Source organism: Allobosea sp. GW823-FHT02B03, from assembly GCF_058797755.1.
The window spans coordinates 34,348-60,010 of the sequence record NZ_JBXAJY010000009.1; the positions used below are offsets into that span (position 1 = coordinate 34,348).

Consider the following 25,663-nt stretch of genomic DNA (forward strand, 5'->3'; position numbering starts at 1 on the left):
TCCTCCATGGCGCGCCAATGATGCGCGCTTTCGACGCCAAGATGTGGCCCCGCCCGCAAGCGTGCACAAGGGAGGCCGCTAGAATCGCTCTTGGAGGCGGAGCATCGCGCCTCTAAACCCCTTGCAGCAATGTCAAAAGCTTGAGGAACGCGCCATGCAGCTCGATTCGTCCCTTGCCGCCATCGTCACCGGCGGCGCTTCCGGTCTCGGCGAAGGCACGGCGCGCATGCTCGCCAGCCATGGCGTCAAGGTCGCGCTGTTCGATCTCAACGCCGAGCGCGGTGAAGCGATCGCCAAGGAGATCGGCGGGCTGTTCGTGGCCTGCGACGTCACCGACGAGGCCTCGGTCGACGCCGCGCTGGTAAAATCCCGCGCCGCCCATGGCGTCGCCCGCATCGTCGTCAACTGCGCCGGCGTCGCGCCCGGCCGTCGCGTCGTCTCGAAGAAGCGCGAGACCGGCGAGCTGATCGCCCATGACCTCGCCACCTTCGAGAAGGCGGTCGCGATCAACCTGACCGGCACTTTCCGCCTGATCGCCAAATCGGCGGTGGCGCTGGCGGCGCTCGATCCGGTCACGCCGGATGGCGGCCGCGGCGTCTTCGTCTGCACCGCCTCCGTCGCCGCCGAGGACGGCCAGATCGGCCAGGCCGCCTATGCCGCCTCCAAGGCCGGCGTCGTCGGCCTGACCCTGCCGGTCGCCCGTGACCTCGCCGGGGTCGGCATCCGCATCGTCACGATCATGCCCGGCCTGTTCGAGACGCCGATGTTCGCGGGCCTGCCCGACGATGCCCGCGCTTCGCTCGCCGTCTCGGTGCCGCACCCCTCGCGCCTCGGCCGGCCGGCCGAATACGCCGCGCTGGTTAAGAGCATCGTCGAGAACGACATGCTGAACGGCACCGCGATCCGCCTCGACGGCGCGATCCGCCTCGCGCCGAAATAGGGCCGCTCCCCGCTTGTCATTCCGGGGCGCCGCGCAGCGGCGAACCGGAACCCGCGACGGGGCGAACCCTTCATCGCGAGATCGACAGCGCACAAGCCAGTCGTGGATTCCGGGCTCCTCGCTTTGCGAGGCCCCGGAATGACAGTGCAGAAGCTTTACTCCGCCGCGCCCTCGCGCTTGATCTCGTGCTTCAGGATCAGCGGCGTCTGGGCCAGTGCGAAGATCATGGTCAGCGGCATCACGCCCCAGACCTTGAAGGCGACCCAGAAATCCTGGCTCTGGGTCCGCCAGACCAGCTCGTTCAGCGCCGCCAGCACGAAGAAGAACAGCCCCCAGCGCAGCGTCAGCTTGCGCCAACCTTCCGCGTCGAGCTGCAGCACGCTGTCGAGCACCAGCGCCAGCAGGGACCGGCCGAACCAGAGCCCACCGAGCAGCACGCAGCCGAACAGCGTGTTCACGATGGTCGGCTTGACCTTGATGAAGAAGGCGTCATCGAGCGCGATGGTCAGGCCGCCGAACACAGTGACCACCACCGCGTTGACGATCGCCATCCGCGGCAGATGGTTCATCAGGATTTTCGACAGCGCCAGCGCCAGGAGCGAGGCGGCGATGAAGATGCCGGTCGCGACGAAGATCCGCCGGTCCGAGGCGACGCCGAACAGCCGGTCGCCATAGGAGTTGGCGAAGAAGAACACGGCGAGCGGGCCGAATTCGAGCGCGAGCTTGAGCAGCGGGTTGATCGGCTTCGCCTTGCCCGCCTCCGTCGCGCCCGCTGCCGTTTCGCTCATGCCATCTCTCCCAATCCCGCCACGGCGCGCGCGAAATCGCGCGCCTGGAACGGCTCCAGATCGTCGACGCTCTCGCCGACTCCGATGAAATGCACCGGCAGCTCGAACTGGGCTGCCAGCGCGACGAGAATGCCGCCGCGGGCGGTGCCGTCGAGCTTGGTCATCACCAGCCCGGTGACCCCCGCCGTCTCGCGAAAAGCCTCGACCTGACTGACCGCATTCTGGCCGACGGTCGCGTCGAGCACGAGCAAGGCCGCATGCGGCGCCTGCGCGTCGAGCTTCTGGATCACCCGCACCACCTTGGCGAGCTCGGCCATCAGCCCGGTCTTGTTCTGCAGCCGGCCGGCGGTGTCGATCAGCAGCACGTCGGTTCCTGCGGCCTTCGCCTTCTGCAGCGCCTCGAAGGCGAGCCCGGCGGCATCGGCGCCCTGGTTGCCGGCGACCACCTCGGTACCCGTCCGGGTGCCCCAGACTTTGAGCTGCTCGATCGCCGCAGCGCGGAACGTATCGCCCGCCGCCAGCATCACCGACTTGCCCTCGGCCCGGAACTTGGCCGCGAGCTTGCCGATCGTCGTCGTCTTGCCCGAGCCGTTGACGCCGACCATCAGGATCACGAACGGCTTTTTCGTGGCGTCGATCACCAGCGGCCGGGCGACGGGGGTGAGGATCGCCTCGACCTCGCGCGCCAGGATCGCCTTCACCTCGTCCGGCTCGATCTGCTTGTCGTAGCGCCCCTCGCCGACCGCCTTGGCGACGCGCGCGGCGGTGGCGAGGCCGAGATCGGCCTGGATCAGGATGTCTTCGAGGTCCTCGAGCGTCGCCGCGTCGAGCTTGCGCTTGGTGAAGAGGTCGGCGATGCCGGTGGTCAGCGCCGAGGAGGTCCGCGACAATCCGTCGGCGAGTCGCCGCCACCAGCTGCGCTTCGGCTGCACCGGCTCGGCTGCGACGATCGGCAGCGGCGCGTCCTCGCCGAGCAGCACCTCCGGCGCGAGCGGCGCCTCGGGTTCTGGCTGGGGCTCCGGCTCGGCCGGAAGCTCAGGCGCAATCTCGGCCGGGCTTTCCGGTTCGGGGGTTACCACAGCTTCGACGGCCGGCTCCGGGACCGGCGCGGTCTCGACGACCGGAGCCGCCGGCTCCTGCGGCCTAGGCTTCTCGTCCAGCCCGAACAGCTTCGAAAAGAAGCCGCGCTTTTTCGGTTCGGTCTCGCTCATCGCTCGTCCTGATGCCGCTCGCGGCGACACTTCCGGTTGCATGGCCCTGCGGCCTTCGTTAGCGCAATGCCATGAGCCAGCCCGATCAACCAGCCCTTTCACCAACCGTCGCGCAAGCGGAGCAGTTCGCCGAGCCGCCCGTCCCGCTGCTCTACCGCGACGCGATGATGCTCGTCATCGACAAGCCGGCCGGCCTGCCAGTGCATCGCGGCCCGCAGGCGAAGGGCCGTGTCATCCCGGTGCTGACCGATCATCTCGACGCGCTGCGCTTCGGCCTGCCGCGCCGCCCGGAAGCCGCGCACCGGCTCGACAAGGACACCTCCGGCTGTCTCGTCCTCGGCCGCCACCCGCGGGCCATGGCGCAGCTCAACCAGATGTTCCGCGATGGCCGGGTCGGCAAGACCTATTGGGCCGTGGTCGAGGGCGAGCCGGCCGAGGAGGCGGGGCTGATCGACTTCGCTCTGGCAAAGCTCTCGCCTGATCGCGGCTGGTGGATGAAGACCGACCCGGCCGGGCTGCCCTCGCAGACCCGCTATCGCGTGCTCGGCCGCGGCCGGCTCGACGCGACGCACCTCGCCTGGCTGGCGCTGGAGCCGCTGACCGGTCGCACCCACCAATTGCGGGTGCACTGCGCCGCCAGCGGCTGGCCGATCCGGGGCGACGAGATCTACGGCACCGCGCCGCGCAGCGGCGGCCCCGGCCTGCATCTGCACGCCCACGAGCTGGTCCTGCCGCTCTATCCGAAGCGCGAGCCGATCCGGGTCGCGGCGCCGCCACCGCCGCATCTGCATGCCGCGCTCGCCACCTGCGGCTGGGCCCCCGGCGAAACCTTTCCTAAACCCTAACGGCGATCCGACCTTGTCCGAAGCCCCGGTCAACCATTCCCTAAGCCGCGCCTGCTATCGCTGGTTGCAGAGGCGCGGAGCGCAGGATCATGCTGGAGCAGGTGGCGAGGACGGCTGAGGTGCGCAGCGCGCTTCTGAGCTTTGCGCAGGCGCGCGCCGAGATCGCGGCCCGGCCCGAAGCGAATGCCGCGCTGGCGACGCTCGTCGACTGGGTCGAGAGCTATCTGATGCGCGAGCATCCCGAGCTCGGCCGCACCGGCGCCGTTTGCCCCTTCACCCGCCAGGCGGCCCGCATCGACACGGCGCGGCTCGCGATCTGCGAGGCCGGGCCGGACGAGGAGGAGCGCGCCTTCGCGCTGATCCGCGGCAGTTTCGCCGCCCTCGACGAAATCCCCTGCAAGCCCAGCATGGCGCATTTCCGGACGATCATCGTCGGCTTCCCGCATTGCGGCGAAGCCGGCCTCGCCATGCTCCAGCGCGTCCAGAAGCGGAACAAGTTCCATTCGCTCAGCCGGCGCCGGATGATCGGCCTGATGCATGCGGAGTCGGATGCGCCAGGCCTGTGGAATCCCGATTTCCGGCCCCTGCGCTCGCCCCTGCCCGTGCTCGCCATCCGGCATCTCGTCGAGCATGACGCGCCCTTCGCCGTGCGCCACCCACTGCTGCTTCTGCCCTATCTCGCCCATTTCAGACTGGCCGGCGCCAGGCGCCTGATCCAGCATCTGCGCGGCCAGGCCTGAGCCGTGCTGGCGAGAGCTGCGATGGCCGAGGCCGGAATCCGGCGTCCTACCGGCGATGCCGTCATGGCGCCGCTCACGCTCGAAGTCCTGACGGAACGCGCCGCCTTCGAAGCGCTGAAGCCGGAATGGGACGCCCTTTTCGCCCGCGCCGGCATGCCGCAGCAGCTCTTCCTGCGCCATGCCTTCCTGCGTCACTGGTGCGACCATTATCTCGATGCAAGGAGCCGCATCAGCATCCTCGCCGGGCGAAGCGAAGGCAGGCTGGTGATGCTCTGGCCGCTGGTGCGCCGACGCAGCCTCGGCCTCGACATCGTACAACTCATGGGAGCACCGGTCGCCCAGTTCGGCGATGTCCTGGTCGAGCCCAGTCCGGATAGGCAGCGCTGGCTCGATGCCGGCTGGGCCGCGCTCGGCCGGCTCGGTGTCGATCTCTTCGAGATCCGCCAGCTGCGCGCCGACGCGGCCCTGTCCCGCCCGGGCACGGCGCTTCTGGTTCAGCGGCAGGAGGCGCCCTTCGCCGACCTCGCACAACGCGTCTCGGCCGAAGGTCCGAGCATGGCCTATCCGGCCCGCGAACGCTCGAACTACCGCCGTCGCCTGCGCCGCCTCGCCGAGCGCGGCGAGCTCGGCTTCAGCGCCCTGACACCCGGCGCCGAGGCGCGCACGCTGGCGACCATGGCTGTGGCGATGAAGCGCAAGGCCCTCGCACGGCACGGCATCCTCGCCCCGACAGCCGCCGATCCGCGGTTCCAGGATTTCTTCGCTGCGCTCGCCGGCGACGAGGCCGACGAGGCCGGCCTGCGCCTGTCGATCGTCACCTGCGCCGGCCGGCCGATCGGGATCGACATCTCCTTCGACTGCATGGGCCGCAGCTTCGGCCATGTCATCGCCAGCGACCCCGATTTCGACCGCGAGGGCATTGGCCGAATCTTGATCCATCAGGCCTTCGCCGGTGCCAAGGCGCGCGGCAGTGCCGTCTTCGATCTGCTCGCGCCAGCCGATCCCTACAAGCTCGAGCACGCCGACGGGACGGTCGCCGTCTATGATCTTGCCATGCCGTTGAGCCGGCGCGGTCGTCTCGTTTGCAGATTGGCGTTGCCGCGCCTGCGCCCGGCCTTCAAATCCCTGGCGAAGCGCCTGCCTGCCGCCTGGGTCCGCCGCTGGCTGAAGCCGGGCAGCTGACCGAAGGCAGGTCTCAGCCCGCCATCGCGTCCATGGCGCGCGCCATCCGGATGTCGAGTTCGGTCAGACCGCCCGCGTCATGGGTCGCGAGCGTCACCTCGACCGTCTTGTAGACGTTCGACCATTCCGGATGGTGGTCCATCTTCTCGGCCAGCAACGCCACCCGGCTCATCCAGCCGAAGGCCTCGCTGAAGTCGCGGAAGACGAAGCGCCGGCTGATCGCCTCGCGACCCTCGACCAGCTTCCAGCCGGCCAGGACCGCCAGCGCTTCCTGCCTCGCCTCGGGGCTGAGGCGCTTGGGCCGATCGCTCATCATTTCACCTCCGCTCGGAAGCCGTGCGGCTCGGCCGGTTCGGATAGGCCGGGCCAAGCGGGTAGGCCGCCTCCAGCACATAGGGGCCGCCGCCGATCGATTCGCGCGAGGAGAACAGCGCGACGCGACGCGCCGTGAAGCTGATCGGCCGCACGATCGGATGGGTCGCAAGGTAGTGCGCGACATCGAGCGGCGAGGCATCGCGCAGGCGCGCCAGGGTGACGTGGGGCATGAACTTGCGGCCTTCGGCCGGCAGGCCGAGACGGCGCATCAACCGTTCGAGGTCAGCCTGCAATTCGCCGAGCTGCGGCGTCGGCTGAACACGCGCAAACACGGCCCGCGGGCGGTCGCCGCCGAAGCTGCCGAGCTGGTCGAGCGTGATCGTCAGCGGCGGTGCCTCGACATCGTGGAGGAAGCTGTCGACGTCATGGGCCATGCGCCGGTCGATATCGCCGAGAAAGCGCAGGGTGATGTGGTAGTCGGCGGGCTCGATCCAGCGCGCACCGACCAGCCCACCGCGATGCAGCGTCAGGGCCGAGGCGACCTCGGCGGGAATCTCCAGGGCAGTGAACAGCCGCGGCATAGCTCTATCAGTGCCAAGCGTTTGTGACTCTGGCGAGACGAAGCCTCGCATTGCCGGACGCAACCGGCAAGCCGGCTTGGGACAGGTTCAGCGGCTCCTCTTAGGCCACATCGTCATCCTGGCCGGAGCGCAGCGTAGCGTCGGGAGCCATCGCAGAGCGCCAGAGCCCTGCGATGGATCCCGGAACGGCGCCGCTTACGCGGCTTGTCCGGGATGGCGATGCGCTTCGGCGGCCCCTTACGGGCAGGGATTGCCGAAGCGCTGGTGGATCGCGTCGATCTTCGCTTCGAGCTCGGCGGAAAGCGTCACCGCGGCCGAGCCGATCGCGGTCTTCAACTGCGCCATGCTGGTCGCGCCGATGATGTTGGAGGTGACGAAGCAGCGCGAGGTGACGAAGGCGAGCGCCATCTGCGCCGGGTCGAGCCCGGCCTCCCGCGCCAGGGAGACATAAGCCCGGATCGCCTCCTCGGCACCAACAGTCTCATAGCGCTGGCCGCGGGCAAACAGCGTGGAGCGGGCCCCGGCCGGGCGGGCACCATCGAGGTATTTGCCGGTCAGATAGCCCTGCGCCAGCGGCGAATAGGCGAGCAGGCCGACCTGCTCGCGCAGCGCGATCTCGGCCAGCGCCGTCTCGAAGGTGCGGTTCAGGAGGTTGTAGGCGTTCTGGATCGACTGCACCCGCGGGCGCCCACCCGTCTGCGCCTCGGCGAGGAAGCGCATCGTGCCCCAGCCGCTCTCGTTGGAGAGGCCGAGATGGCGGATCTTGCCGGCCTTGACGAGGTCGGCGAAGGCGTCGAGCTGCTCGGCGATCGGCGTCTCGTCGGCCGCCGGCTCGAAGGCCGCCTTGCCGAAACGGGTCGGGTTCGAACCCCAGGCCATCGGCCGGTCGGGGAAATGGATCTGGTAGAGGTCGATATAGTCGGTCTGCAGTCGCTTCAGGCTCTTGTCGACCGCTTCCTCGATCTGCCGGCGGTTGACCCGCGTCGGCCCCTTGTCGTCGCGGAACCAGTCATTGGCCGAGCGGCCGATCACCTTCGAGGCGAGGATCACCTTGTCGCGATTGCTGCGCGCCTTGAACCAGCTGCCGATGAACCGCTCGGTCGAACCTTGCGTCTCCGCCTTGGGCGGAATCGAGTAGAGTTCGGCCGTGTCGAAGAAGTTCACGCCCTGGTCGAGCGCATAGTCCATCTGCTCGTGGCCTTCGGCCTCGGTGTTCTGCTGGCCCCAGGTCATGGTGCCCAGGCAGATCGCCGAGACCTTGAGATCGGTGCGGCCGAGTTGACGGTATTCCATGACGCAAGGCTCCGGAGACGGACGCGCCGGGCGCGCCGCGGACAGGGTAGGATGAGGCGGAAGGCGCCGGCGCTCAGGAGCGCGGGCGCAGGGTGGCGAGGAACCGCTCCACCGTCGGGAGGATGCGCGTCGCGATGACGCGCACGCCTTCCGCCGTCGGGTGCAGCAGATCGGGCTGGTTCAATACCCGGTCACCGGCGATTCCGTCCAGAAAGAACGGATAGAGGATGAGCCCGTGCTTCTCGGCGATTCTCGGATAGAGGCCGTCGAAGCGCGTCGCATAGTCGCTGCCGAGATTGCGCGGCGCATACATGCCGGCGAGCAGCACCGGGATGCCGCGTGCCTTGAGTCTGGTCACGATCGCGTCAAGCGCCTTCTCCGCCACCGCCGGATCGATGCCGCGCAGCGCATCGTTTGCGCCGAGTTCGAGGATGACTCCGTCCGTTCCGTCGGGCACCGACCAGTCGAGCCGCTCGAGACCGCCCTGCGAGGTATCGCCGGAGACGCCCGCATTGGCGATCTCGACGGAAATTCCCTTCTCGCGCAGCAGCTTCTCCAGCACGGCCGGGAAGGCGGCGCTGCCGGGCAGGTTGTAGCCGGCGGTCAGGCTGTCGCCGAGCGCGACGAGCTTCAGCGGTGGCGTCTGGGCCTGGAGCGGCGTGGTCATGGCGTGGAAACCCAAAACAAGGGCGAACATCAGGGCCGCGGCCCAAAATCCACGCAATGGCTGGATTCGGCCGCCGGAGCGCCCATATCGGTTGGCGGCGCCGGCCTTGCAGGCAACGGTCATGGCGGGTCTTTCTCCTTCGGCTCCGGAAGCGGCGCGAGGGAGCGGCATCGGACGGGATGAGAGCGGAAACATGGCGGTGAGCGAGCAGGGCCCCTCGGCGATCGAATTGCGCGACGTCGAGCTTAGTCTGGGGCGAGGCGCCGCCCGCGTCCATATCCTGAAAGGCGTCTCGCTGGCGATCGCTGAGGGCCAGGCCACCGGCCTGACCGGCCCGTCCGGCTCCGGCAAGTCGACCCTGCTGATGACGATGGCCGGGCTCGAGCGGCCCGATTCCGGGCTGGTCAAGGTCGCCGGCCAGGATCTCGGCGCCCTCGGCGAGGATGAACTCGCCGTGTTCCGCGGCCGCCGCATCGGCATCGTCTTCCAGTCCTTCCACCTCGTGCCGACGATGACGGCCCGCGAGAACGTCGCCTTGCCGCTGGAGCTCGCCGGCGCGGCCGACGCTTTCGAGCGCGCCGCCGCCGAGCTGCGCAATGTCGGCCTCGGCCACCGCATGGACCATTACCCGGCCCAGCTTTCGGGCGGCGAGCAGCAGCGCGTCGCTATCGCCCGCGCCGTCGCGACCGACCCGGCGATCCTCGTCGCCGACGAGCCGACCGGCAATCTCGACGAGGCGACGGGGCGCTCGATCGTCGATCTGATCTTCGGGCTGCGGCGTGAGCGCGGCGGCACGCTGGTGCTCGTCACCCACGACCTTTCGCTCGCCGCCGCCTGCGACCGGACCGTCAGGCTGCGCGCAGGCCGGATCGAGACCCCGGCCGACGCCCCGCAGACAGCGCCGGTGGCCTGACCATGCATGCTCCAGTCAAACCGGCCGCGGCCGACCCCGCCCCGGCGCCGCGCGGCACCGGGCTGAAGCTTGCCTTGCGCCTCGCCTGGCGCGACCTGCGCGGCGGCCTGCGCGGCTTTGGCGTCTTCATCGCCTGCCTCGCACTCGGCGTCATGGCGATCGCCGCCGTCTCCTCGGCCTCGCGCGGCCTCAGCGAAGGGCTCGGCCGCGAGGGCAGGCGGATTCTCGGCGGCGACGCCGCCTTCAGCCTGATCCATCGCGAGCCGACGCCGGAAGAGCGCGCCTTCCTCGAACGCCATGGCACGGTCTCGACCATCGCCACCCTGCGCGGCATGGCCAATGCCGGCGAGAAGGGGGCGGCCCTGGTCGAGATCAAGGCGGTCGACGGCAGTTATCCCACCATCGGCGAGCTGCGCAGCGATCCTGCCGGCTCCGCCGCCGACCTGCTCGCAGCCCGCGACGGCGTCTATGGCGGCATCGCCGATCCCGTGCTCTTCGGCCGGCTCGACCTCAAGCCCGGCGACATCGTCCAGATCGGCTCGGCCCGCGTGCAACTGCGTGCCAGCCTGATTTCCGAGCCGGACAAGATCGCCGCCGGCGTCGGCTTCGGCCCGCGTCTTTTGCTCTCGCAGGAGGCGCTGCGCGCCTCGGACCTGTTGCAGCCCGGCAGCCTGGTACGCTGGACCGCCCGGGTGACGTTGCCCGAGAACGCTTCGTCCGACGCCGCGCTCGATCAGCTTCTCGCCGACGCCGCCCGCGAACAGGCACAGGCCGGCTGGGAAATCCGCTCGCGCTCCAACGCCGCCCCGAACTTCCAGCGCAATGTCGAGCGCTTCACCCAGTTCCTGACGCTGGTCGGCCTGACCGCCCTGCTCGTCGGCGGTGTCGGCCTCGCCAACGCGGTGCGCCGCTTCGTCGAGGCGAAGAAGCTCGACTTCGCCACGCTGAAGGCGCTCGGCGCCACCGGCGGCAAGGTCGTCACCATCCATCTCGCCGAGGTCATGCTGGTCGCCGCCTTCGGCATCGCCATCGGCCTCGCGCTCGGCGCCGCCGCGCCCTTCGCCCTGGCCTATGCGCTCGCCGACAGCCTGCCATTGCCCTTCGAGGCGACGCTGGCGCCGGGCGAGCTCGGCATCGCCGCGCTCTACGGCCTGCTGACCGCGCTCGTCTTCGCCATCATCCCGCTCGGCCGCGCCCATGACGTTCCAGTCTCGGCGCTGTTTCGCGACCAGATCGAGCCCGACCGGCGCCGCCCGCGCTGGATCTATCTCGCCATCTTCGGCGCCGCGCTCGCCGGCCTCGTCGGCGTTGCGCTCGGCTTCGCCTATGAGCGGCGCATCGCTCTGATCTATATCGGCGTCGCCGGCGCGGTCTTCCTGCTGCTGCGCCTGATCGCCTGGGGGCTGATGGCGCTGGCACGGCGCACGCCACGGCCGCGCCGCCCGTCCCTGCGCATGGCCCTCGCCAATATCTACCGGCCCGGCGCACTGACGCCTTCGCTGGTGCTCTCGCTCGGCCTCGGCGTCGCCCTGCTCTCGGCGCTCGCCTTCATCGATGTCAGCCTGTCGCGCCAGCTCACCCAGTCGCTGCCGAAGACGGCGCCGAGCTTCTTCTTCCTCGACATCCCCAATGCCCAGGCCGGCGCCTTCGACGAGTTCCTCGCCAGGCAGCGCCCCGGCGCCGCGGTCGAGCGCGTGCCGATGATGCGCGGCCGCATCACCAGCCTGAACGGCGTGCCGGCCGAACAGATCAAGGCGAGCGAGCAGATGGCCTGGGTGCTGGAGGGCGACCGCGGCATCACCTATGCTGCGACCATGCCGGAAGGCTCGCGCCTCGCCTCCGGCGAATGGTGGCCGGCCGACTACAAGGGCGAGCCGCTGGTCTCCTTCGACGCCCGCGCCATCGAGGGCCTCGGGCTCAAGCTTGGCGACACGCTCACCGTCAACGTGCTCGGCCGCAACATCACCGCGCGGGTCAGCAATTTCCGCAACATCGAGTGGCGCTCGCTCGGCATCAACTTCGTCATGGTGTTCTCGCCCAACACCTTCGCCGGCGCCCCGCACACCAACCTCGCCACCGTAACGGTGACCGACGCCGCCTCTCCGACTGGCGACGCCGCCCTGATGCGCCAGCTCGCCATCGCCTTCCCGGCTGTGACGGCGGTGCGGGTCAAGGACGCTCTGGAAGCGGTGAATGTCATCGTCGCCCAGCTCGCCAGCGCGATTCGCGGTGCCTCCAGCCTCGCCATCGTGGCGAGCCTGCTGGTTCTGGCCGGGGCGCTGGCGGCCGGACAGCGGGCGCGGCTCTACGACGCAATGATCCTGAAGACCCTCGGCGCCACTCGCCGCTTCATACTTTCGTCGTACGCCCTCGAATACGCAGGCATCGGCGTCGTTTCGGCCCTTTTTGGGCTCGTCGCCGGCGCGGCGGCCGGCTGGGGGGTCGTCACGCAAGTGATGAAGATCGAGTTTGTTCCAGACCCCACGGGCGCAATTCTTGCTGCGACTGCCGCGGTCGCCGTCACCGTCATGTTCGGATTGATCGGGACGTTGCAGATACTTTCGAAGGCGCCCGCTTCTCATCTACGCAATTTATGAGTTCGTTACGTCCGCGGCGCAGCGTAAACATGAACAAAGGGTAATGTTGCATCGAAACGCCGGCGCAGTTCTATCGCGCCGGCCCGATTAACCATGGCCACCCCTTGTAAGGCGGCGCATTCCCCCTCATATTCCGCACTGTCGCCACGAAGGTGGACGATGGTGGGCCTTCGCAAGGGCGATGTCCGCCTTTGCCAACGGTTTCAGGGGAACTTTCTGCATGAGCAACTTCGACCGCAATGCTCCGGTCTGGGGTGCGGGCCGCGCACAGCAGACCAGCGCCGTCGAGATGGATCAGGGCCTGCGCTCGTTCATGCTCGGCGTCTACAACAACATGACGATCGGCCTGGCCATCACCGGCCTGTTCGCCATCGGCATCTCGATGCTCGCCATCGCCGGCTACTCGCCGACGGGCAAGGTCAACGCGCTGACGCCGCTCGGCCAGGCGCTCTATCTCAGCCCGCTGAAGTGGGTCGTGATGCTGGCCCCGCTGGCCTTCATCCTGTTCTTCTCGTTCAAGGCCGAGAGCATGAGCTCCTCGACCGCGCGCGCCATGTTCTTCGCCTTCGCGGCGGTGATGGGCGTGTCGATGTCGTCGATCTTCGTGGTCTTCACGGGTGAGTCGATCGCCAAGGTGTTCTTCATCACCGCGGCGGCCTTCGGCGGTCTCAGCCTGTTCGGCTACACCACGCAGAAGTCGCTGTCGGGCATGGGCTCCTTCCTGATCATGGGCCTGATCGGCCTTGTGATCGCCTCGGTCGTGAACCTGTTCCTGGCTTCGAGCGCCCTGTCCTTCGGCATCTCGGTGATCGGCGTGCTGGTCTTCGCCGGCCTGACCGCCTGGGACACCCAGCGCCTGAAGGAGATGTATCTCTACTCGAACCTGGACCCGGAATCGGCTGCGAAGCTCTCGGTGAACGGCGCCCTGTCGCTCTACCTGAACTTCATCAACATGTTCCAGATGCTGCTCTCGCTGTTCGGCAACCGCGAGTAAGCATCCCGCGCCCAGGCGCAGATATCGAGCCCCGGCTGCAAAGCCGGGGCTTTTCTTTTGCCTACCACAGCCGCTTCCGACGCCAGCCCTCGTCACCCGCAACGCCTGCAGGCGAGCGCGCCGGCTTCAGCCTGATCGGCAGCGCTCGCGCCGTCGGCGACGAGCACGCTCGCTGGACCAATCTGTTGAGGATGAAGAAGGTGCCGGGCGCGGCTGACTGAACGGCCGGTCAGCTCACGACGCTGAGGCGCTTGTCCAGCACCCGCAGCACCCGGCCGAGCTCGGCGCCGCGCTTCAGCACCAGCCCGGTCGCGCTGACGACCGAATAGGCGCCCTGGCGCCGCGCCAGCGACGGGTCCTTGACGATGCGGTAGAGCGGAACCTCGCTCGAGCGCCGGAACACCGAGAACTGGGCCTTGTCGCGCAGGAAATCGATCGCGTAGTCGCGCCATTCGCCCGCTGCGACCATGCGGCCATAGAGATTGAGCAGCTCGTTGAGTTCGCGCCGGTCGAAGGTGACGGAGGGCGGGGCGGCCGCCCCCGGGAAGGCGACCACAGCGCCCGCTCGATGCGCTGGCGGAGTTTCACTCTCGCTCATCGCGACTCCTGCCTGGCGATGGTTGGGCCATCGCTTCCGATCTGCCGGGAATGATGACCCGCCGGCCCGACGCTGACAAGCAGGATCGCGCGCCCGCTCAAGACCGTGATCAACTTCATCGTCATCGCCATGATTTTGCCGCGCTTGCGCCAAGCGGCTGCCCTGTTGCGCGTCTCAACTCCCCTCGTTGCCTCGGCGGCCCGGCCTGTGCGGTGCCGGACACGTCAGCCCCCCAGCCCCTCCGGCGCTGCGGCGGGCCGGGCCAACGAGTCGAGGCCAACTCACGGCTGGCGGTCACGCCGGCCGTTTTTCTTGTCTGCTGACTGCGCTGCGAGAGACCATCCTGCTACCGCACCGACCCGTGATATTCGGCATTGGGGCGCATATCGACCGCGGAAGCCATCCGGTTCGACATGTTGAAGAAGGCCGCGACCGCGCCGATGTCCCAGAGGTCGCGCTCGCCGAAGCCCGCCGCACGCAGGGCCTGCCGGTCCTCTTCCTCGATCAGATGCGGCGTCTCGGTCAGCTTGACCGCGAAATCCAGCATGGCGCGGTGCCGGCGCGAGAGTTTGGCGGCCCGGTAGTTCATTACCATCATCTCGCCGAGCACCGGATCCCCCGAGAGCTGGCGCACCGCCTGGCCATGGGCAGTCAGGCAGTAATAGCAGCGGTTCACGCTCGACACCGCGACCGCGATCATCTCGCGCTCCAGCTTCGACAGGCCGGACGGCGCCAGCATCAGATCGTTGTAGAGCGCCGCGAAAGCCGCGAGCTTGGCATCGTCATGGGCGTAGGCGAGCAGCACATTAGGCACATAGCCGAGCTTCTCCTCGCATTTGGCGAAATAGGCCTGCATCGCCTGGGACAGCTCGGCCTGGGGCAGCGGCAGCCCCATCACGGCGGGCGGCGCGTCCTGCTTCGCCGGCGCCTCGCCTACCATCGGCTTGTCATGCTTCTTCGTCATCTCTGCACTCCTTGCGCTGATTTCCGCGCGGATCAGGCACGACTTGCCGCTTCTGCGCCACATTGGTGCAATCTGGCTCCTGCCATGCGACGAAAGTTGCAGCGGCAAGGGAGCTATGTCATCGCTGCCGCAAAATAGCAGGGGGAAGACGATTATGGCCAAGCGTGAAGCGAACGCCACGGCTGCAGCAGTCGCAGCCATCGAATCCTCCGCCCGCGCGCTGGGCGCGGCGATGCCGGAGGACTTTCCCAGGCTGCTCTATGGCCGCACCGTCGCCGAGGACCTGACGGCGCTTTCGCCGGAGATGCTGGCCCGCGCCGCCGCAGCCGCCTATGAGCATCTCGCCGACAAGCGCAAACCGGGCGAGCCCAATCTGCGCTTCCGCGACGAGACGGTCGACGAGGCCGGGCGCGAGCGCCAGATCACGATCCTGGAGATCGTCAACGACAACAAGCCTTTCCTCCTCGATTCGACCCTGGCGGAGCTCGCCGAGCAGGGCTACGAGCCGCGCCTCGTCGCCCATCCGATTCTCGCCGTCGCGCGCAGCGCCGATGGCCGTTTCGAAGCGCTCGCCGGCGAGGCAGCCGCTCGCGCCCAGGAGGGCACGCGCCGCGAAAGCCTGATCCACCTTCATCTCGACCGGATCGACAGCCAGGACGCGCGCGACCGGCTGAGTGCCGGCCTCGCCCGCGTCTATGTCGATGTCGGGCTCGCCGTCGACGACTGGGCCGCGATGCGCGGCCGCATCACCGAGGTGATCCAGTCCTACCGCTCCAACCCGCCGCCCCTGCCCGAAGACGAGGTCGCCGAAGCGCTGCAGTTCCTCGAATGGATCGCCAGCGACAACTTCACCCTGCTCGGCGTGCGGGACTACCGCTTCGCCGGCGGCGACACCGCCGCCGACCCGATCGATTCCTCCGGCCTCGGCATCCTCCGCGACTCCGATGTCCGCGTGCTCCGCAAGAACCGCGAGCTCGTGGTCATGACCCCGGAGATCCGCGCCTTCCTCGCCAAGCCGCATGCGCTGATCATCACCAAGGCCAACGTCAAGAGCCGGGTGCATCGCCGCGTCCATCTCGACTATGTCGGGGTCAAGCTGTTCACCGCCGATGGCCGGCTCGATGGCGAATTGCGCATTGTCGGCCTGCTGACGTCGAACGCCTATACCGGCAGCGCCCGCGCCATCCCCTATCTGCGCCTGAAGGTGGCGCGCGTCGCCAAGCGCATCGGCTTCGACGCTGCGAGCTATTCCGGCCGCGCTTTGCTCAACGTCCTCGACGCCTATCCGCGCGACGAGCTTTTCCAGATCGATGTCGAGACGCTGGAGCGCTTTGCCCTCGACATCCTGCAGCTGACCGAGCGCCCGCGCATCCGCGCCCTCGCTCGCGCCGACGAGTTCGACCGCTTCGTCTCGATCCTCGTCTTCATCCCGAAGGATCGCTACGACACCACGGTGCGCCGACGTGTCGGCGAATTCCTCGCCCGGATCTATCAGGGCCGGGTCTCGGCGGCCTATCCGGCCTATCCCGACGGTCCGCTCGCCCGTACCCACTACATCATCGGCCGCGACGAAGGGAAAACCCCGAAGATCGACCGCGCCACCCTCGAGGCCGGGATCAGCGCGATCGTCCGCACCTGGGCGGATGGGCTGCGCGACGCGCTCGACGCCCAGAAGGCCGGTCCCAAGGCCCGCGCTCTGGTCGAGCGCTATGTCGAGGCGTTCGGCGCCGCCTATCGCGAGCGCTACGACGCCGCCGACGCGCTGATCGACATCGACATGCTGCAGAAGCTCTCGGCCGCACGGCCGCGAGCGGTCAATCTCTACCGCCGCGAGGGCGACGGCGCGACCCGCGCCAATCTCAAGCTCTTCTCCCGCGACGCCGCGATCACCCTCTCCGAACGCGTGCCGATGCTGGAGAACATGGGCTTCCGCGTCGTCAATGAGCGCACCTTCAACATCAAGCCGCAGGCCGGCGAGAACGGCGCCGAGGCCCGCGTCTGGCTGCACGACATGACGCTGGAACGCGCCGATGGCAGCGCCATCGACATCGAACGGCTCGATCCGACGATCGAGGCGGCGCTGATGGCGCAGTTCCGCGGCTTCAGCGAATCCGACCGCTTCGACCAGCTCGTGCTCGCCGCCGGCCTCGCCTGGCGCGAGGCGGCGCTGCTGCGCGCGCTCGGGCGCTATCTGCGCCAGGTCGGCGCGCCCTATGCGCAGGACTACATCGCCGACGCGCTCGCCCGCCATCCGGGCATCGCCGCGATGCTAGTCAAGCTTTTTGCCGCCAAGTTCGATCCAAGGCTCGGCGAGGCGGCGCGCCAGAGCGGCATGGCCGAAGAGCGCGAGCGCATCGAGGCGGCCCTCTCCGACGTCACCAGCCTCGACGAGGACCGGATTCTGCGCCGCCTCGTCAACCTGATCGACGCGATCCTGCGCACCAACTTCTTCCAGATCGGCGCCGACGGCCATCCGCGCGGCACGATCTCGTTCAAATTCGCCTCGGGCCAGGTCGACGGCATGCCGCTGCCGCGCCCGCTCTACGAGATCTTCGTCTACTCGCCGCGCGTCGAGGGCGTGCATATGCGCTTCGGCAAGGTCGCCCGCGGCGGCCTGCGCTGGTCGGACCGGCCGCAGGATTTCCGCACCGAGGTGCTCGGCCTGGTCAAGGCGCAGCAGGTCAAGAACGCCGTCATCGTGCCGGTCGGCGCCAAGGGCGGCTTCGTGCCAAAACTGCTGCCGCCGGCCTCCGACCGCCAGGCCTGGCTGGCCGAGGGCACCGAGAGCTACCGAATCTTCGTGCGCACCCTGCTCGAACTCACCGATAATCTCGACGGCGAGACCGTAGTGCCGCCGGCCGACACCGTCCGGCACGACGGCGACGATCCCTATCTCGTCGTCGCCGCCGACAAGGGCACCGCGACCTTCTCCGACACCGCCAACGCGCTTTCGGCCGAAAAACATCACTGGCTCGGCGACGCCTTCGCCTCGGGCGGCTCGCAAGGCTACGATCACAAGGGCATGGGCATCACCGCCCGCGGCGCCTGGGAGGCGGTGAAGCGCCATTTCCGCGAGATCGACATCGATATCCAGACGACGCCGTTCACGGTCGCCGGCGTCGGCGACATGTCGGGCGACGTCTTCGGCAACGGCATGCTGCTCTCACCGGCGACCCGGCTCGTCGCCGCCTTCGACCATCGCGACATCTTCCTCGATCCCGATCCGGATCCCGCGACCAGCCTCGCCGAGCGCCAGCGGCTGTTCGCCCTGCCGCGCTCCTCCTGGCAGGATTACGACAAGGCCCTGATCTCCAAGGGCGGCGGCGTATTCTCGCGCCAGGCCAAGAGCATCGCGCTCTCGCCCGAGATCCGCGCCGTGCTCGGCTTCGACAAGGCCCAGGCGACCCCGGCCGAGCTTATGACGGCGATCCTGAAGGCGCCGGTCGATCTGCTCTGGTTCGGCGGCATCGGCACCTATATCCGCGCCGGCGAGGAGAGCGACGCCCAGGTCGGCGACCGCGCCAATGACGCGATCCGCATCGCCGGCGCCGAGCTTCGCGCCAGGGTGGTGGGCGAGGGCGCCAATCTCGGCATGACCCAGCGCGGCCGTATCGAGGCGGCGCGCCAGGGCGTCCGGCTCAACACAGACGCGATCGACAACTCCGCCGGCGTCAACACCTCCGACGTCGAGGTCAACATCAAGATCGCACTCGCCGGGGCGGTGAGCAGCGGCCGCCTTTCCGACGCGGACCGCAACAAGCTGCTCGCCGAGATGACCGACGAAGTCGGCCTGCTCGTGCTGCGCAACAACTATCTGCAGTCTCTGGCGCTGTCGCTGACGCAGAACCAGGGCATCGCCGCGACGCCGCATCTGCGCCGGCTGATGGTCCAGCTCGAGCGCGAGGGCCGGCTCGACCGCACGGTCGAGTACCTGCCGCCGGACGCCGCCCTGGTCGAGCGCGAGAAGCGTGGCGAGGGCCTGACCCGGCCCGAGCTCGCCGTGCTGCTGGCCTATGCCAAGCTTGCTCTGCACGATTCGCTGCTCGAATCGGCGGTGCCGGACGATCCCTATCTCGCCAGCGAGCTCGTGCGCTATTTTCCGCAGCCGCTGCGCGATCATTACGGGACCGAAATCGCCGGGCACAAGCTGCGCCGCGAGATCGTCGCGACCCAGCTCGCCAATGCCATCGTCAATCGTGGCGGCCCGGCGATCGTCACCATGCTGGCCGACCAGACCCGCGCCGAGGCGCCGGAGATCGCGGCGGCCTACGCCATCGCGCGCGACGCCTTCGACCTGATCGGCCTCAATGCCGGCATCGACGCGCTCGACGCGAAGATTCCCGGCAAGATCCAGCTCGGACTCTACGGCGCGATCCAGGAACTGGTCGTCGACCGCATGCGCTGGTTCCTGCGCCGCGGCGTCGCCAGGCCGGGCGCCATCGAGCAGACCGTCGCGCATTATGCGAAAGGCGTCGCGGCGCTCGCAGCCGCCCTGCCGACCATACTGCCGGAAGCGGCTGCGCAGGCCCGCACCGCCGCCATCGCGGCCCTGATCGCCGAGCAGGTGCCCGAGGCGCTCGCGACCAGCGTCGCCAGCCTGCCCTGGCTGGCGCAGGCGACGGACATCGTCGACATCGCCGGCCGCAGCGGCGGCGACATCATCGAGGTCGCGCGCATTCATTTCGCTGCCGATTCGGTCTTCGGGCTCTCGGCGCTCGCTACCGCGGCGGCGAGCGTGCCCGCCACCGACGATTACGAGCGCATGGCGCGCCAACGCGCGGTCGAGACCCTGACCGATGCCCATGCCGGGCTGACGCAGGAGATCGCCGCCGGCGCCAGCGGGCCGGAGGCGCTTCAGGGCTGGCTCGAACTGCGCAGCCCCGAGGCCGAGCGCATCCGCGCCACCGTTTCGGCCATTGCCATGTCGGGCCTGTCTTTGCCAAAGCTGATGGTCGCGGCCGGCATGCTGGCCGATCTGCCGCGCCGGCCAGCCTGACGGAGATCTGCAATGAGCACCGAAACCAAGTCCGGGGTTGCCACGGCGGCGCCCCGCATCGACCCGAAACTGCTGGAGATTCTGGTCTGCCCGATCAGCAAGGCGACGCTGGAATACGACGCCGCGCGGCAGGAGCTGATCAGCCGCGCCGCCAAGCTCGCCTATCCGATCCGCAACGGCATCCCGATCATGCTGCCGGAAGAGGCGCGGCAGATCGAGGGGTAGGGCCGGTAGTGCGGCTTTCCTTCTCCCCTTGGGGAGAAGGGTTTCACGCGATCACAGCATCTCGCCGCGCAGCAGGCGCGGTGCCTCGGCGGAAAGCCCTGCCGCCTCGCGGATGAACATCCGCTTCAGCCCCGGCAGGCGCTCGACCACGCCGAGGCCGAGATCGCGCATCAGGCGCAGCGGCGTCGAATCGTTCGAGAACAGCCGGTTGAGCCCGTCGGTGACGACCCCCATCGCAACCGTGTCGAAGCGCCGCGCCTTCTCATAGGCCTCGAGCACGTCCGCGGCGCCGGGATCGAGCCCGAGCCGGGCGGCATCGACGATCGTCTCGGCCAGCGCCGCGACATCCTTCAGGCCGAGATTGAGCCCCTGCCCGGCGATCGGGTGGATGACATGCGCGGCGTCGCCGAGCAGCGCCAGCCGCTCGCCGACGAAGCTCCGCGCCATGCCGAAGGACAAGGGATGCGCACTGACCCGGCTCTCCAGCGCGATCTCGCCGAGCTGCAGGCCGAAGCGACGCTCGATCTCGGCGAGCAGGTCGGCCTCGTCGAGCGAGAGCAGTGCCTCGACATTCTCGCTGCGCTCGGTCCAGACGATCGAGGAGCGGTGTCCGAGCCGGCCGCCATCGGGCAGGGGCAGCATGGCGAAGGGGCCGGATGGCAGGAAATGCTCGACGGCGAGGCCGCCATGCGGCCGCTCATGACCGATCGTCGCGACGATGCCCGACTGCGGATAGGACCAGCCGACCCAGCCGATCCCGGCCTTCTCGCGCAGCTTCGAACGCGCCCCGTCGGCCGCGACAAGGAGCGCGGCCTGCACCGTCTCGCCGCCGGTGAGCACGACCTGCATCGGCCCGCCATCGACGCAGTCGCCCGAGCGCACCCCTTCGGCGCGCAGCGTGACCCCGGCCGCCTTCGCCGCCTGCAGCAGCGCCGCGACCAGCGCGCCGTTCTCGACCATATGCGCGAAAGCCTGGCCGGGCTCGGCCTCGCCCTCGAAGGTCAGGAAGACCGGCCGCACCACATCGGAGGTGCGGCTATCGGTGATCTTCATTTCCATCATCGGCGCAGCGGAGGGCTCGACCTGTTTCCAGACGCCGAGCGCGTCGAGCATGTTGCGCGCCGCGGCGGCGACGGCATAGGCCCGGTTGTCGATGCGCGGCCTTGCCGCCACGACGGGATCGACCAGCATGACGTCGAACGCCGCGCCGAGCGCCTGCTTCACCGCCAGTGCCAGCGTCATCCCGGCGATGCCGCCGCCGGCGATCACGATGCGCGACTGCGCGCCTTCCGGGTTCCGATCCATCCCGTTCTCCGCCTGCCGGAGCCGCGGCGCTTGACGCTGGCCGGCGGCTCGTTGCTGATGCTGCTATCGTCTTGCCCGCCGCCCGGCCGGGCTGCAAGCCTCGTCCCTGCAAAGCCTGCCGCAAGCCAGCCTGATCAAGAACCGCCGCCGATGAACAGCGTCCCCGACAGCCTGACCTCGATCCTCGATCTGGAGGATCTCGGAAACAACCGGTTCCAGGGTCGCAGCCCCCGCGTCGGCTGGCAGCGGGTCTTCGGCGGCCAGGTCATCGGCCAGGCGCTCTATGCCGCCTGCAAGACCGTCGAGGAGCGCCAACCGCACTCGCTGCACGCCTATTTCCTGCTGCCGGGCGATCCGGAGACGCCGATCGTCTACGAGGTCGACCGCCTGCGCGACGGCCGCTCCTTCACCACCCGCCGGGTTCTGGCCTTGCAGAACGGCGCGGCGATCTTCGCCATGTCGGCCTCCTTCCAGGTCGAGGAAGAAGGCTACGAGCATCAGATGCCGATGCCGGACGTGCCGATGCCGGAGGATCTGCCGGATCGGGACGGCATGGCGCGGGACATCCTGCCGCACATGCCGGCGGCCGTGCGTGCCTATTATCAGCGCGAGCGGCCGATCGAGATCCGGCCGGTCGAGTTCGATCGCTATGGCGACGACTCGAAACGAGAGCCTCACTTCAATGTCTGGATCCGGGCGGTGAAGCGGCTCCCGGACGAGCCGGCGATCCACCAGAGCGTGCTGGCCTACGCTTCGGATCTGATGCTGCTCGATTCCAGCCTGATCGCCCACGGTACCACCGTCTTCGACAACCGCATCCAGGGCGCCAGCCTCGACCATGCGCTCTGGTTCCATCGCCCGTTCCGGGCCGATGACTGGTTGCTCTATGCGCAGGACAGTCCCTCGACCTCCGGCGCGAGGGGCTTTTCGCGCGGGCTGATCTTCGACCGGCAGCGCCGGCTCGTCGCCTCGGTGGCCCAGGAAGGCCTGATTCGGCCCCGGCCCGACCGGTCCTAGACCACCTTCTGAAAACGCTGGAGTTTCCGTCATGTCCGGTGGCGCAGTAGCCGACCGGCGGTCGTCGGCGGGCATCCGCCTTGTTTTCTCGCATTAGCCTAATTTCTAGGCATATCCGGCCGTTCCGCCCCCGCGGATCGTGGCGGAATCGCGGCATTGCCTCTCCTGAGGGCAGTCCGGCAGTTGGCACGCGGCTTGATTGGCGAAAGGCGACGTGCGCGGAGCTCTTCTGCCCCGCGCGGCGCTAACGAGCTCGCCGGATCTTCGCTCCCGGCAGCGCAACCGGGGGTAACCCAGCCATGAAGATCGTGATGGCCGTCATCAAGCCGTTCAAGCTGGAGGAGGTGCGCGACGGGCTCACCGCCATCGGCGTGCACGGCCTGACCGTGACCGAAGTGAAGGGCTATGGCCGCCAGAAGGGCCATACCGAAATCTATCGCGGTGCCGAATACGCCGTGAGCTTCCTGCCCAAGATCAAGATCGAGGTCGCGGTCACCGACGAGCTCGTCCCGCAGGTGATCGAGGCGATCACCGCCGCGGCCCGCACCGGCCAGATCGGCGACGGCAAGATCTTCGTTTCGCCGATCGAGAAGGCCGTGCGCATCCGCACCGGCGAGACCGACGGCGACGCCCTTTGATCCCAGAACTTTCGTCCAGGAGTTTGACGATGAATTTCAAGACCCTCACCCGGGCCGGGATGGTCGGGATGGCGCTCGCGGCGGGCACCGTCGCGGCACTGGCGCAGACCCCGCCCGCCGCTCCGGCCGCCGCAGCAGTCGCCAATAAGGGCGACACCGCATGGATGCTGGTGTCCTCGCTGCTCGTGCTGATGATGACCCTGCCGGGCCTCGCCCTGTTCTATGGCGGCCTCGCGCGCAGCAAGAACATGCTATCGGTGATGAGCCACATCACCGCCACCGCCGCGATCATGATCATCATCTGGGTGGTCTATGGCTACAGCCTCGCCTTCACCGGCGGCGGCTCCCTGACCAGCTTCATCGGCGGCTTCTCGAAGGCCTTCCTCGCCGGGGTCAGCACCGAGACCACGACCGACACCTTCACCAAGGGCGTGGTCATCCCCGAATACGTCTTCATCTGCTTCCAGATGACCTTCGCCATCATCACCCCGGCCCTGATCGTCGGCGGCCTGGTCGAGCGCATGAAGTTCTCGGCGCTGCTGCTCTTCGTCGTGCTCTGGAGCGGCTTCGTCTACTTCCCCATGGCCCATATGGTCTGGTTCAGCGAAGGCTATCTGTTCGCCCTCGGCGCGCTCGATTTCGCCGGCGGCACCGTCGTACACATCAATGCCGGCATCGCCGCGCTGGTCGGCGCGCTCGTCCTCGGCAAGCGCATCGGCTACGGCAAGGAGCTGATGTCGCCGCATTCGCTGACCATGACCTTCATCGGCACCTCTTTGCTCTGGGTCGGCTGGTTCGGCTTCAATGCCGGCTCGAACCTCGAAGCGACGGCCGGTGCCGCGCTCGCGATGATCAACACCCTGACGGCCACTGCCGGCGCCGCGCTCGGCTGGCTCTTCATCGAGTGGATGATCAAGGGCAAGCCCTCGCTGCTCGGCATGCTCTCGGGCATCATCGCCGGCCTCGTCGCCGTCACTCCGGCGGCCGGTCTGGTCGGCCCGATGGGCGCCATCGTGCTCGGCGCGATCTGCGGCGTGGTCTGCTTCTTCTTCTGCACCACGATCAAGAATGCGCTCGGCTATGACGATTCGCTCGACGTGTTCGGCATCCATGGCGTCGCCGGCATCATCGGCTCGATCGGCACCGGCATCTTCGTCTCGCCGGCGCTGGGCGGCGTCGGCGTCGCCGACTACGCAATGGGCGCGCAGGTCTGGAAGCAGACCGTCGCCGTTCTCGTTGCCGTCGTCTGGTGCGGCATCGGCTCCTTCATCCTGTTCAAGATCGTCGACGCGGTCATCGGCCTGCGCGTCACCTCCGAGCAGGAGCGCGAGGGTCTCGACATCGCCGAGCATGGCGAGCGCGCCTACAACATGTGACCCGGCCCTGCCGCGTTCCACATGAAACAGCGCCCCGGCGGGTCACCGCCGGGGCTTTTTTGCTGGTTGCGGTGGTGATTGCCCGTTGCCGCCCCGCTCCGGCGCGCAAGGTTAAGCGGGTCTTAACCTCGCCTTCCTAACCTGCTGTTTCGAGGGCGGGGCCCGGCGGCCATCGCCTTTCCAGACATCCGGAATCACGGCCCGCCCGCATGCGCACGATCCGACGCTCCTCCTCGCTGATCGACCGCTTGCCCGATCCCGTTCGCGACTTCCTCTCGCGCCGGGCGGCCGAGATCGGCGGCCTCGCGCTGCTCGCCCTGACCGCCGCGGTCGCCATCTCGCTGGCGACGTGGTCGGTCGACGATCCCAGCCTCAACAACGCCACCCGCGGCGCGGTCCAGAACCTGCTCGGCCGGCCGGGCGCCATGGTCGCCGACCTCGCCATGCAGCTGATCGGGCTTGGCGTCATTGCCTTGCTGCTGCCGCCGCTGCTCTGGTCGCTCAGGCTGATCCGCGTCCATCTCTTCGATCGCAGCGCGCTCAAGCTCGCCCTCTGGGTCGCCGGCGTCGTCGCCACCGCGGCGGTCGCCAGCGCCCTGCCGGCGACGCCGCGCTGGCCGCTGCCGACCGGCATGGGCGGCGTTATCGGTGATGCCCTGCTGCACGGCACCCGCAATCTCGTCGGCATTTCCGGCACGGCGCTCGGCGGGCTCGTTGCCTTCGTCTATGCCGGCATCGCCATCCTTGCGGTCACGGCCGCGGCCGGTTTCGGCTTCGTTGTCGACGAGGACCCCGAGACTGACGAGGACGATGCCGCCTGGTCCGATACCGACGACCGCCGCGACGATGAGCCGGGCTTCGGCGTGATCCTGGTCGGTTGGCTTGCCCATGGCGCGATGGCGTTGCGAGGCGCGATCCTGCGCCGCCTGCCGCAGCCGCCCTCCCTGGCACGCGCTTCGGCGACACCCGCTGCCTCGGCCCCCGCCCCGGCGCCCAGCCCGGCCGGGCGCGTGCGTCGCGAGCCGCAGTTCGCGGAGGGATCTGCTCCCTACGCGCCGCCGGCGGTGCCGCGCGATACCTTCGCCGGCGCTGGCCGCTCACGCGTCGCCGGCCCCGCCGACATCGACGACGACTATGCGGAGGCGCAGGACCTGCGCGACCTCAACGCGCCGCGCGTCGCCCCGCCCCTCACCGCGCCCAAGCCCGGCAAGCGCCTGTCGCGCGAGGCCCAGCCCTCGCTGCTCGACCGCGACAGCTTCGAACTGCCGCCGCTGACCTATCTGGCCGAGCCGAAGAAAATCGCGGCCAACGCCATCTCCACCGACGCGCTGGAGCAGAACGCCACCTTGCTCGAAGGCGTGCTCGAGGATTTCGGCGTCCGCGGCGAGATCTCGCAGGTTCGCCCCGGCCCGGTCGTCACCCTCTACGAGCTTGAGCCTGCTCCTGGGACGAAGTCGTCTCGGGTGATCTCTTTGGCT

General features: G+C 68.7%; 22 protein-coding genes. 13 read left to right on the forward strand and 9 right to left on the reverse strand.

The genetic code is table 11. The features are described 5' to 3' along the window. The first annotated feature begins 154 nt into the window (after positions 1-154). Positions 155-940 carry an SDR family NAD(P)-dependent oxidoreductase gene (locus AC1REK_RS26820; protein ID WP_492270796.1) on the forward strand — a complete coding sequence of 262 codons (786 nt, stop codon included), beginning with the start codon at positions 155-157 and terminating at the stop codon, positions 938-940. A gap of 155 nt (positions 941-1,095) precedes the next feature. On the opposite strand, the gene AC1REK_RS26825 is transcribed toward AC1REK_RS26820, so the two are convergent. Both AC1REK_RS26825 and ftsY read right to left on the reverse strand, forming a co-directional pair. Continuing rightward, positions 1,096-1,728, reverse strand: coding sequence for a septation protein A (locus AC1REK_RS26825; protein WP_327524493.1), 633 nt, complete (start codon positions 1,726-1,728; stop codon positions 1,096-1,098). Further along, positions 1,725-2,939 (reverse strand): signal recognition particle-docking protein FtsY, encoded by a 1,215-nt coding sequence (ftsY, locus tag AC1REK_RS26830; RefSeq protein ID WP_492270797.1) that lies wholly within the window; start codon positions 2,937-2,939, stop codon positions 1,725-1,727. Before ftsY ends, AC1REK_RS26825 begins: the two co-directional genes overlap by 4 nt. A gap of 164 nt (positions 2,940-3,103) precedes the next feature. On the opposite strand from ftsY, the gene AC1REK_RS26835 reads away from it, so the two are divergent. From AC1REK_RS26835 to AC1REK_RS26845, 3 genes are all read left to right on the forward strand, one after another. Beyond that, the gene (locus AC1REK_RS26835; RefSeq protein WP_492270811.1) at positions 3,104-3,784 is read left to right on the forward strand and encodes an RluA family pseudouridine synthase; all 681 of its coding nucleotides are present in this window, start codon (positions 3,104-3,106) and stop codon (positions 3,782-3,784) included. Positions 3,785-3,873: 89 nt separating this feature from the next. Then, a complete protein-coding gene (locus AC1REK_RS26840) occupies positions 3,874-4,524 on the forward strand; it encodes a DUF6875 domain-containing protein (protein WP_492270798.1) in 651 nt (216 codons plus the stop codon). Positions 4,525-4,545: 21 nt separating this feature from the next. Further along, positions 4,546-5,706, forward strand: coding sequence for a GNAT family N-acetyltransferase (locus AC1REK_RS26845; protein WP_492270799.1), 1,161 nt, complete (start codon positions 4,546-4,548; stop codon positions 5,704-5,706). Between the two features lie 13 nt (positions 5,707-5,719). Here the strand turns inward: AC1REK_RS26845 and AC1REK_RS26850 are convergent, their stop codons facing one another. The 4 genes from AC1REK_RS26850 to AC1REK_RS26865 form a co-directional block, all read right to left on the reverse strand. Beyond that, on the reverse strand, positions 5,720-6,019 hold the full coding sequence (locus AC1REK_RS26850) for a 4a-hydroxytetrahydrobiopterin dehydratase (protein WP_316019944.1): 300 nt from the start codon (positions 6,017-6,019) through the stop codon (positions 5,720-5,722). Positions 6,020-6,023: 4 nt separating this feature from the next. Continuing rightward, complete coding sequence (gene thpR / locus AC1REK_RS26855) at positions 6,024-6,602, reverse strand: RNA 2',3'-cyclic phosphodiesterase (RefSeq protein ID WP_316019945.1); 579 nt, start codon at positions 6,600-6,602, stop codon at positions 6,024-6,026. A gap of 237 nt (positions 6,603-6,839) precedes the next feature. Beyond that, on the reverse strand, positions 6,840-7,895 hold the full coding sequence (locus AC1REK_RS26860) for an aldo/keto reductase (protein ID WP_492270800.1): 1,056 nt from the start codon (positions 7,893-7,895) through the stop codon (positions 6,840-6,842). Between the two features lie 73 nt (positions 7,896-7,968). Continuing rightward, a complete protein-coding gene (locus AC1REK_RS26865; protein WP_492270801.1) occupies positions 7,969-8,562 on the reverse strand; it encodes an arylesterase in 594 nt (197 codons plus the stop codon). Positions 8,563-8,755: 193 nt separating this feature from the next. On the opposite strand from AC1REK_RS26865, the gene AC1REK_RS26870 reads away from it, so the two are divergent. From AC1REK_RS26870 to AC1REK_RS26880, 3 genes are all read left to right on the forward strand, one after another. Beyond that, positions 8,756-9,475 carry an ABC transporter ATP-binding protein gene (locus AC1REK_RS26870; RefSeq protein ID WP_316019948.1) on the forward strand — a complete coding sequence of 240 codons (720 nt, stop codon included), beginning with the start codon at positions 8,756-8,758 and terminating at the stop codon, positions 9,473-9,475. Positions 9,476-9,477: 2 nt separating this feature from the next. Further along, positions 9,478-12,072, forward strand: coding sequence for an ABC transporter permease (locus tag AC1REK_RS26875; RefSeq protein ID WP_492270802.1), 2,595 nt, complete (start codon positions 9,478-9,480; stop codon positions 12,070-12,072). Positions 12,073-12,292: 220 nt separating this feature from the next. Beyond that, positions 12,293-13,066 carry a Bax inhibitor-1/YccA family protein gene (locus AC1REK_RS26880; protein WP_316019950.1) on the forward strand — a complete coding sequence of 258 codons (774 nt, stop codon included), beginning with the start codon at positions 12,293-12,295 and terminating at the stop codon, positions 13,064-13,066. A 229-nt stretch (positions 13,067-13,295) separates the two neighbouring features. Here the strand turns inward: AC1REK_RS26880 and AC1REK_RS26885 are convergent, their stop codons facing one another. Next, complete coding sequence (locus AC1REK_RS26885) at positions 13,296-13,664, reverse strand: DUF2794 domain-containing protein (protein WP_066473614.1); 369 nt, start codon at positions 13,662-13,664, stop codon at positions 13,296-13,298. Positions 13,665-14,010: 346 nt separating this feature from the next. After that, positions 14,011-14,559 carry a peroxidase-related enzyme gene (locus AC1REK_RS26890; RefSeq protein WP_492270812.1) on the reverse strand — a complete coding sequence of 183 codons (549 nt, stop codon included), beginning with the start codon at positions 14,557-14,559 and terminating at the stop codon, positions 14,011-14,013. A 223-nt stretch (positions 14,560-14,782) separates the two neighbouring features. On the opposite strand from AC1REK_RS26890, the gene AC1REK_RS26895 reads away from it, so the two are divergent. Beyond that, entirely contained in the window at positions 14,783-19,624 is a 4,842-nt protein-coding gene (locus AC1REK_RS26895; RefSeq protein WP_492270803.1) for an NAD-glutamate dehydrogenase, read from the forward strand. Positions 19,625-19,636: 12 nt separating this feature from the next. Beyond that, positions 19,637-19,849 carry a Trm112 family protein gene (locus AC1REK_RS26900; RefSeq protein WP_316019952.1) on the forward strand — a complete coding sequence of 71 codons (213 nt, stop codon included), beginning with the start codon at positions 19,637-19,639 and terminating at the stop codon, positions 19,847-19,849. Between the two features lie 51 nt (positions 19,850-19,900). On the opposite strand, the gene AC1REK_RS26905 is transcribed toward AC1REK_RS26900, so the two are convergent. After that, positions 19,901-21,154 carry a ubiquinone biosynthesis hydroxylase gene (locus AC1REK_RS26905; RefSeq protein WP_492270804.1) on the reverse strand — a complete coding sequence of 418 codons (1,254 nt, stop codon included), beginning with the start codon at positions 21,152-21,154 and terminating at the stop codon, positions 19,901-19,903. Between the two features lie 150 nt (positions 21,155-21,304). On the opposite strand from AC1REK_RS26905, the gene AC1REK_RS26910 reads away from it, so the two are divergent. The 4 genes from AC1REK_RS26910 to AC1REK_RS26925 form a co-directional block, all read left to right on the forward strand. Continuing rightward, positions 21,305-22,171 carry an acyl-CoA thioesterase gene (locus tag AC1REK_RS26910; RefSeq protein ID WP_492270805.1) on the forward strand — a complete coding sequence of 289 codons (867 nt, stop codon included), beginning with the start codon at positions 21,305-21,307 and terminating at the stop codon, positions 22,169-22,171. A gap of 299 nt (positions 22,172-22,470) precedes the next feature. Beyond that, a complete protein-coding gene (locus AC1REK_RS26915; RefSeq protein ID WP_066473604.1) occupies positions 22,471-22,809 on the forward strand; it encodes a P-II family nitrogen regulator in 339 nt (112 codons plus the stop codon). 29 nt (positions 22,810-22,838) lie between these two features. Continuing rightward, positions 22,839-24,185 (forward strand): ammonium transporter, encoded by a 1,347-nt coding sequence (locus tag AC1REK_RS26920; RefSeq protein WP_492270806.1) that lies wholly within the window; start codon positions 22,839-22,841, stop codon positions 24,183-24,185. A gap of 209 nt (positions 24,186-24,394) precedes the next feature. Further along, a partial coding sequence (locus AC1REK_RS26925) for a DNA translocase FtsK 4TM domain-containing protein (RefSeq protein WP_492270807.1) occupies positions 24,395-25,663 on the forward strand: 1,269 nt, incomplete at its 3' end.

Bases quoted from the DNA above. Each gene is read 5' to 3' on its own strand.
- AC1REK_RS26820 (WP_492270796.1), top strand. From the start codon at position 155: ATGCAGCTCGATTCGTCCCTTGCCGCCATCGTCACCGGCGGCGCTTCC.
- AC1REK_RS26825 (WP_327524493.1), bottom strand. From the start codon at position 1,728: ATGAGCGAAACGGCAGCGGGCGCGACGGAGGCGGGCAAGGCGAAGCCG.
- ftsY (WP_492270797.1), bottom strand. From the start codon at position 2,939: ATGAGCGAGACCGAACCGAAAAAGCGCGGCTTCTTTTCGAAGCTGTTC.
- AC1REK_RS26835 (WP_492270811.1), top strand. From the start codon at position 3,104: ATGATGCTCGTCATCGACAAGCCGGCCGGCCTGCCAGTGCATCGCGGC.
- AC1REK_RS26840 (WP_492270798.1), top strand. From the start codon at position 3,874: ATGCTGGAGCAGGTGGCGAGGACGGCTGAGGTGCGCAGCGCGCTTCTG.
- AC1REK_RS26845 (WP_492270799.1), top strand. From the start codon at position 4,546: ATGGCCGAGGCCGGAATCCGGCGTCCTACCGGCGATGCCGTCATGGCG.
- AC1REK_RS26850 (WP_316019944.1), bottom strand. From the start codon at position 6,019: ATGAGCGATCGGCCCAAGCGCCTCAGCCCCGAGGCGAGGCAGGAAGCG.
- thpR (WP_316019945.1), bottom strand. From the start codon at position 6,602: ATGCCGCGGCTGTTCACTGCCCTGGAGATTCCCGCCGAGGTCGCCTCG.
- AC1REK_RS26860 (WP_492270800.1), bottom strand. From the start codon at position 7,895: ATGGAATACCGTCAACTCGGCCGCACCGATCTCAAGGTCTCGGCGATC.
- AC1REK_RS26865 (WP_492270801.1), bottom strand. From the start codon at position 8,562: ATGACCACGCCGCTCCAGGCCCAGACGCCACCGCTGAAGCTCGTCGCG.
- AC1REK_RS26870 (WP_316019948.1), top strand. From the start codon at position 8,756: ATGGCGGTGAGCGAGCAGGGCCCCTCGGCGATCGAATTGCGCGACGTC.
- AC1REK_RS26875 (WP_492270802.1), top strand. From the start codon at position 9,478: ATGCATGCTCCAGTCAAACCGGCCGCGGCCGACCCCGCCCCGGCGCCG.
- AC1REK_RS26880 (WP_316019950.1), top strand. From the start codon at position 12,293: ATGAGCAACTTCGACCGCAATGCTCCGGTCTGGGGTGCGGGCCGCGCA.
- AC1REK_RS26885 (WP_066473614.1), bottom strand. From the start codon at position 13,664: ATGAGCGAGAGTGAAACTCCGCCAGCGCATCGAGCGGGCGCTGTGGTC.
- AC1REK_RS26890 (WP_492270812.1), bottom strand. From the start codon at position 14,559: ATGGGGCTGCCGCTGCCCCAGGCCGAGCTGTCCCAGGCGATGCAGGCC.
- AC1REK_RS26895 (WP_492270803.1), top strand. From the start codon at position 14,783: ATGGCCAAGCGTGAAGCGAACGCCACGGCTGCAGCAGTCGCAGCCATC.
- AC1REK_RS26900 (WP_316019952.1), top strand. From the start codon at position 19,637: ATGAGCACCGAAACCAAGTCCGGGGTTGCCACGGCGGCGCCCCGCATC.
- AC1REK_RS26905 (WP_492270804.1), bottom strand. From the start codon at position 21,154: ATGGATCGGAACCCGGAAGGCGCGCAGTCGCGCATCGTGATCGCCGGC.
- AC1REK_RS26910 (WP_492270805.1), top strand. From the start codon at position 21,305: ATGAACAGCGTCCCCGACAGCCTGACCTCGATCCTCGATCTGGAGGAT.
- AC1REK_RS26915 (WP_066473604.1), top strand. From the start codon at position 22,471: ATGAAGATCGTGATGGCCGTCATCAAGCCGTTCAAGCTGGAGGAGGTG.
- AC1REK_RS26920 (WP_492270806.1), top strand. From the start codon at position 22,839: ATGAATTTCAAGACCCTCACCCGGGCCGGGATGGTCGGGATGGCGCTC.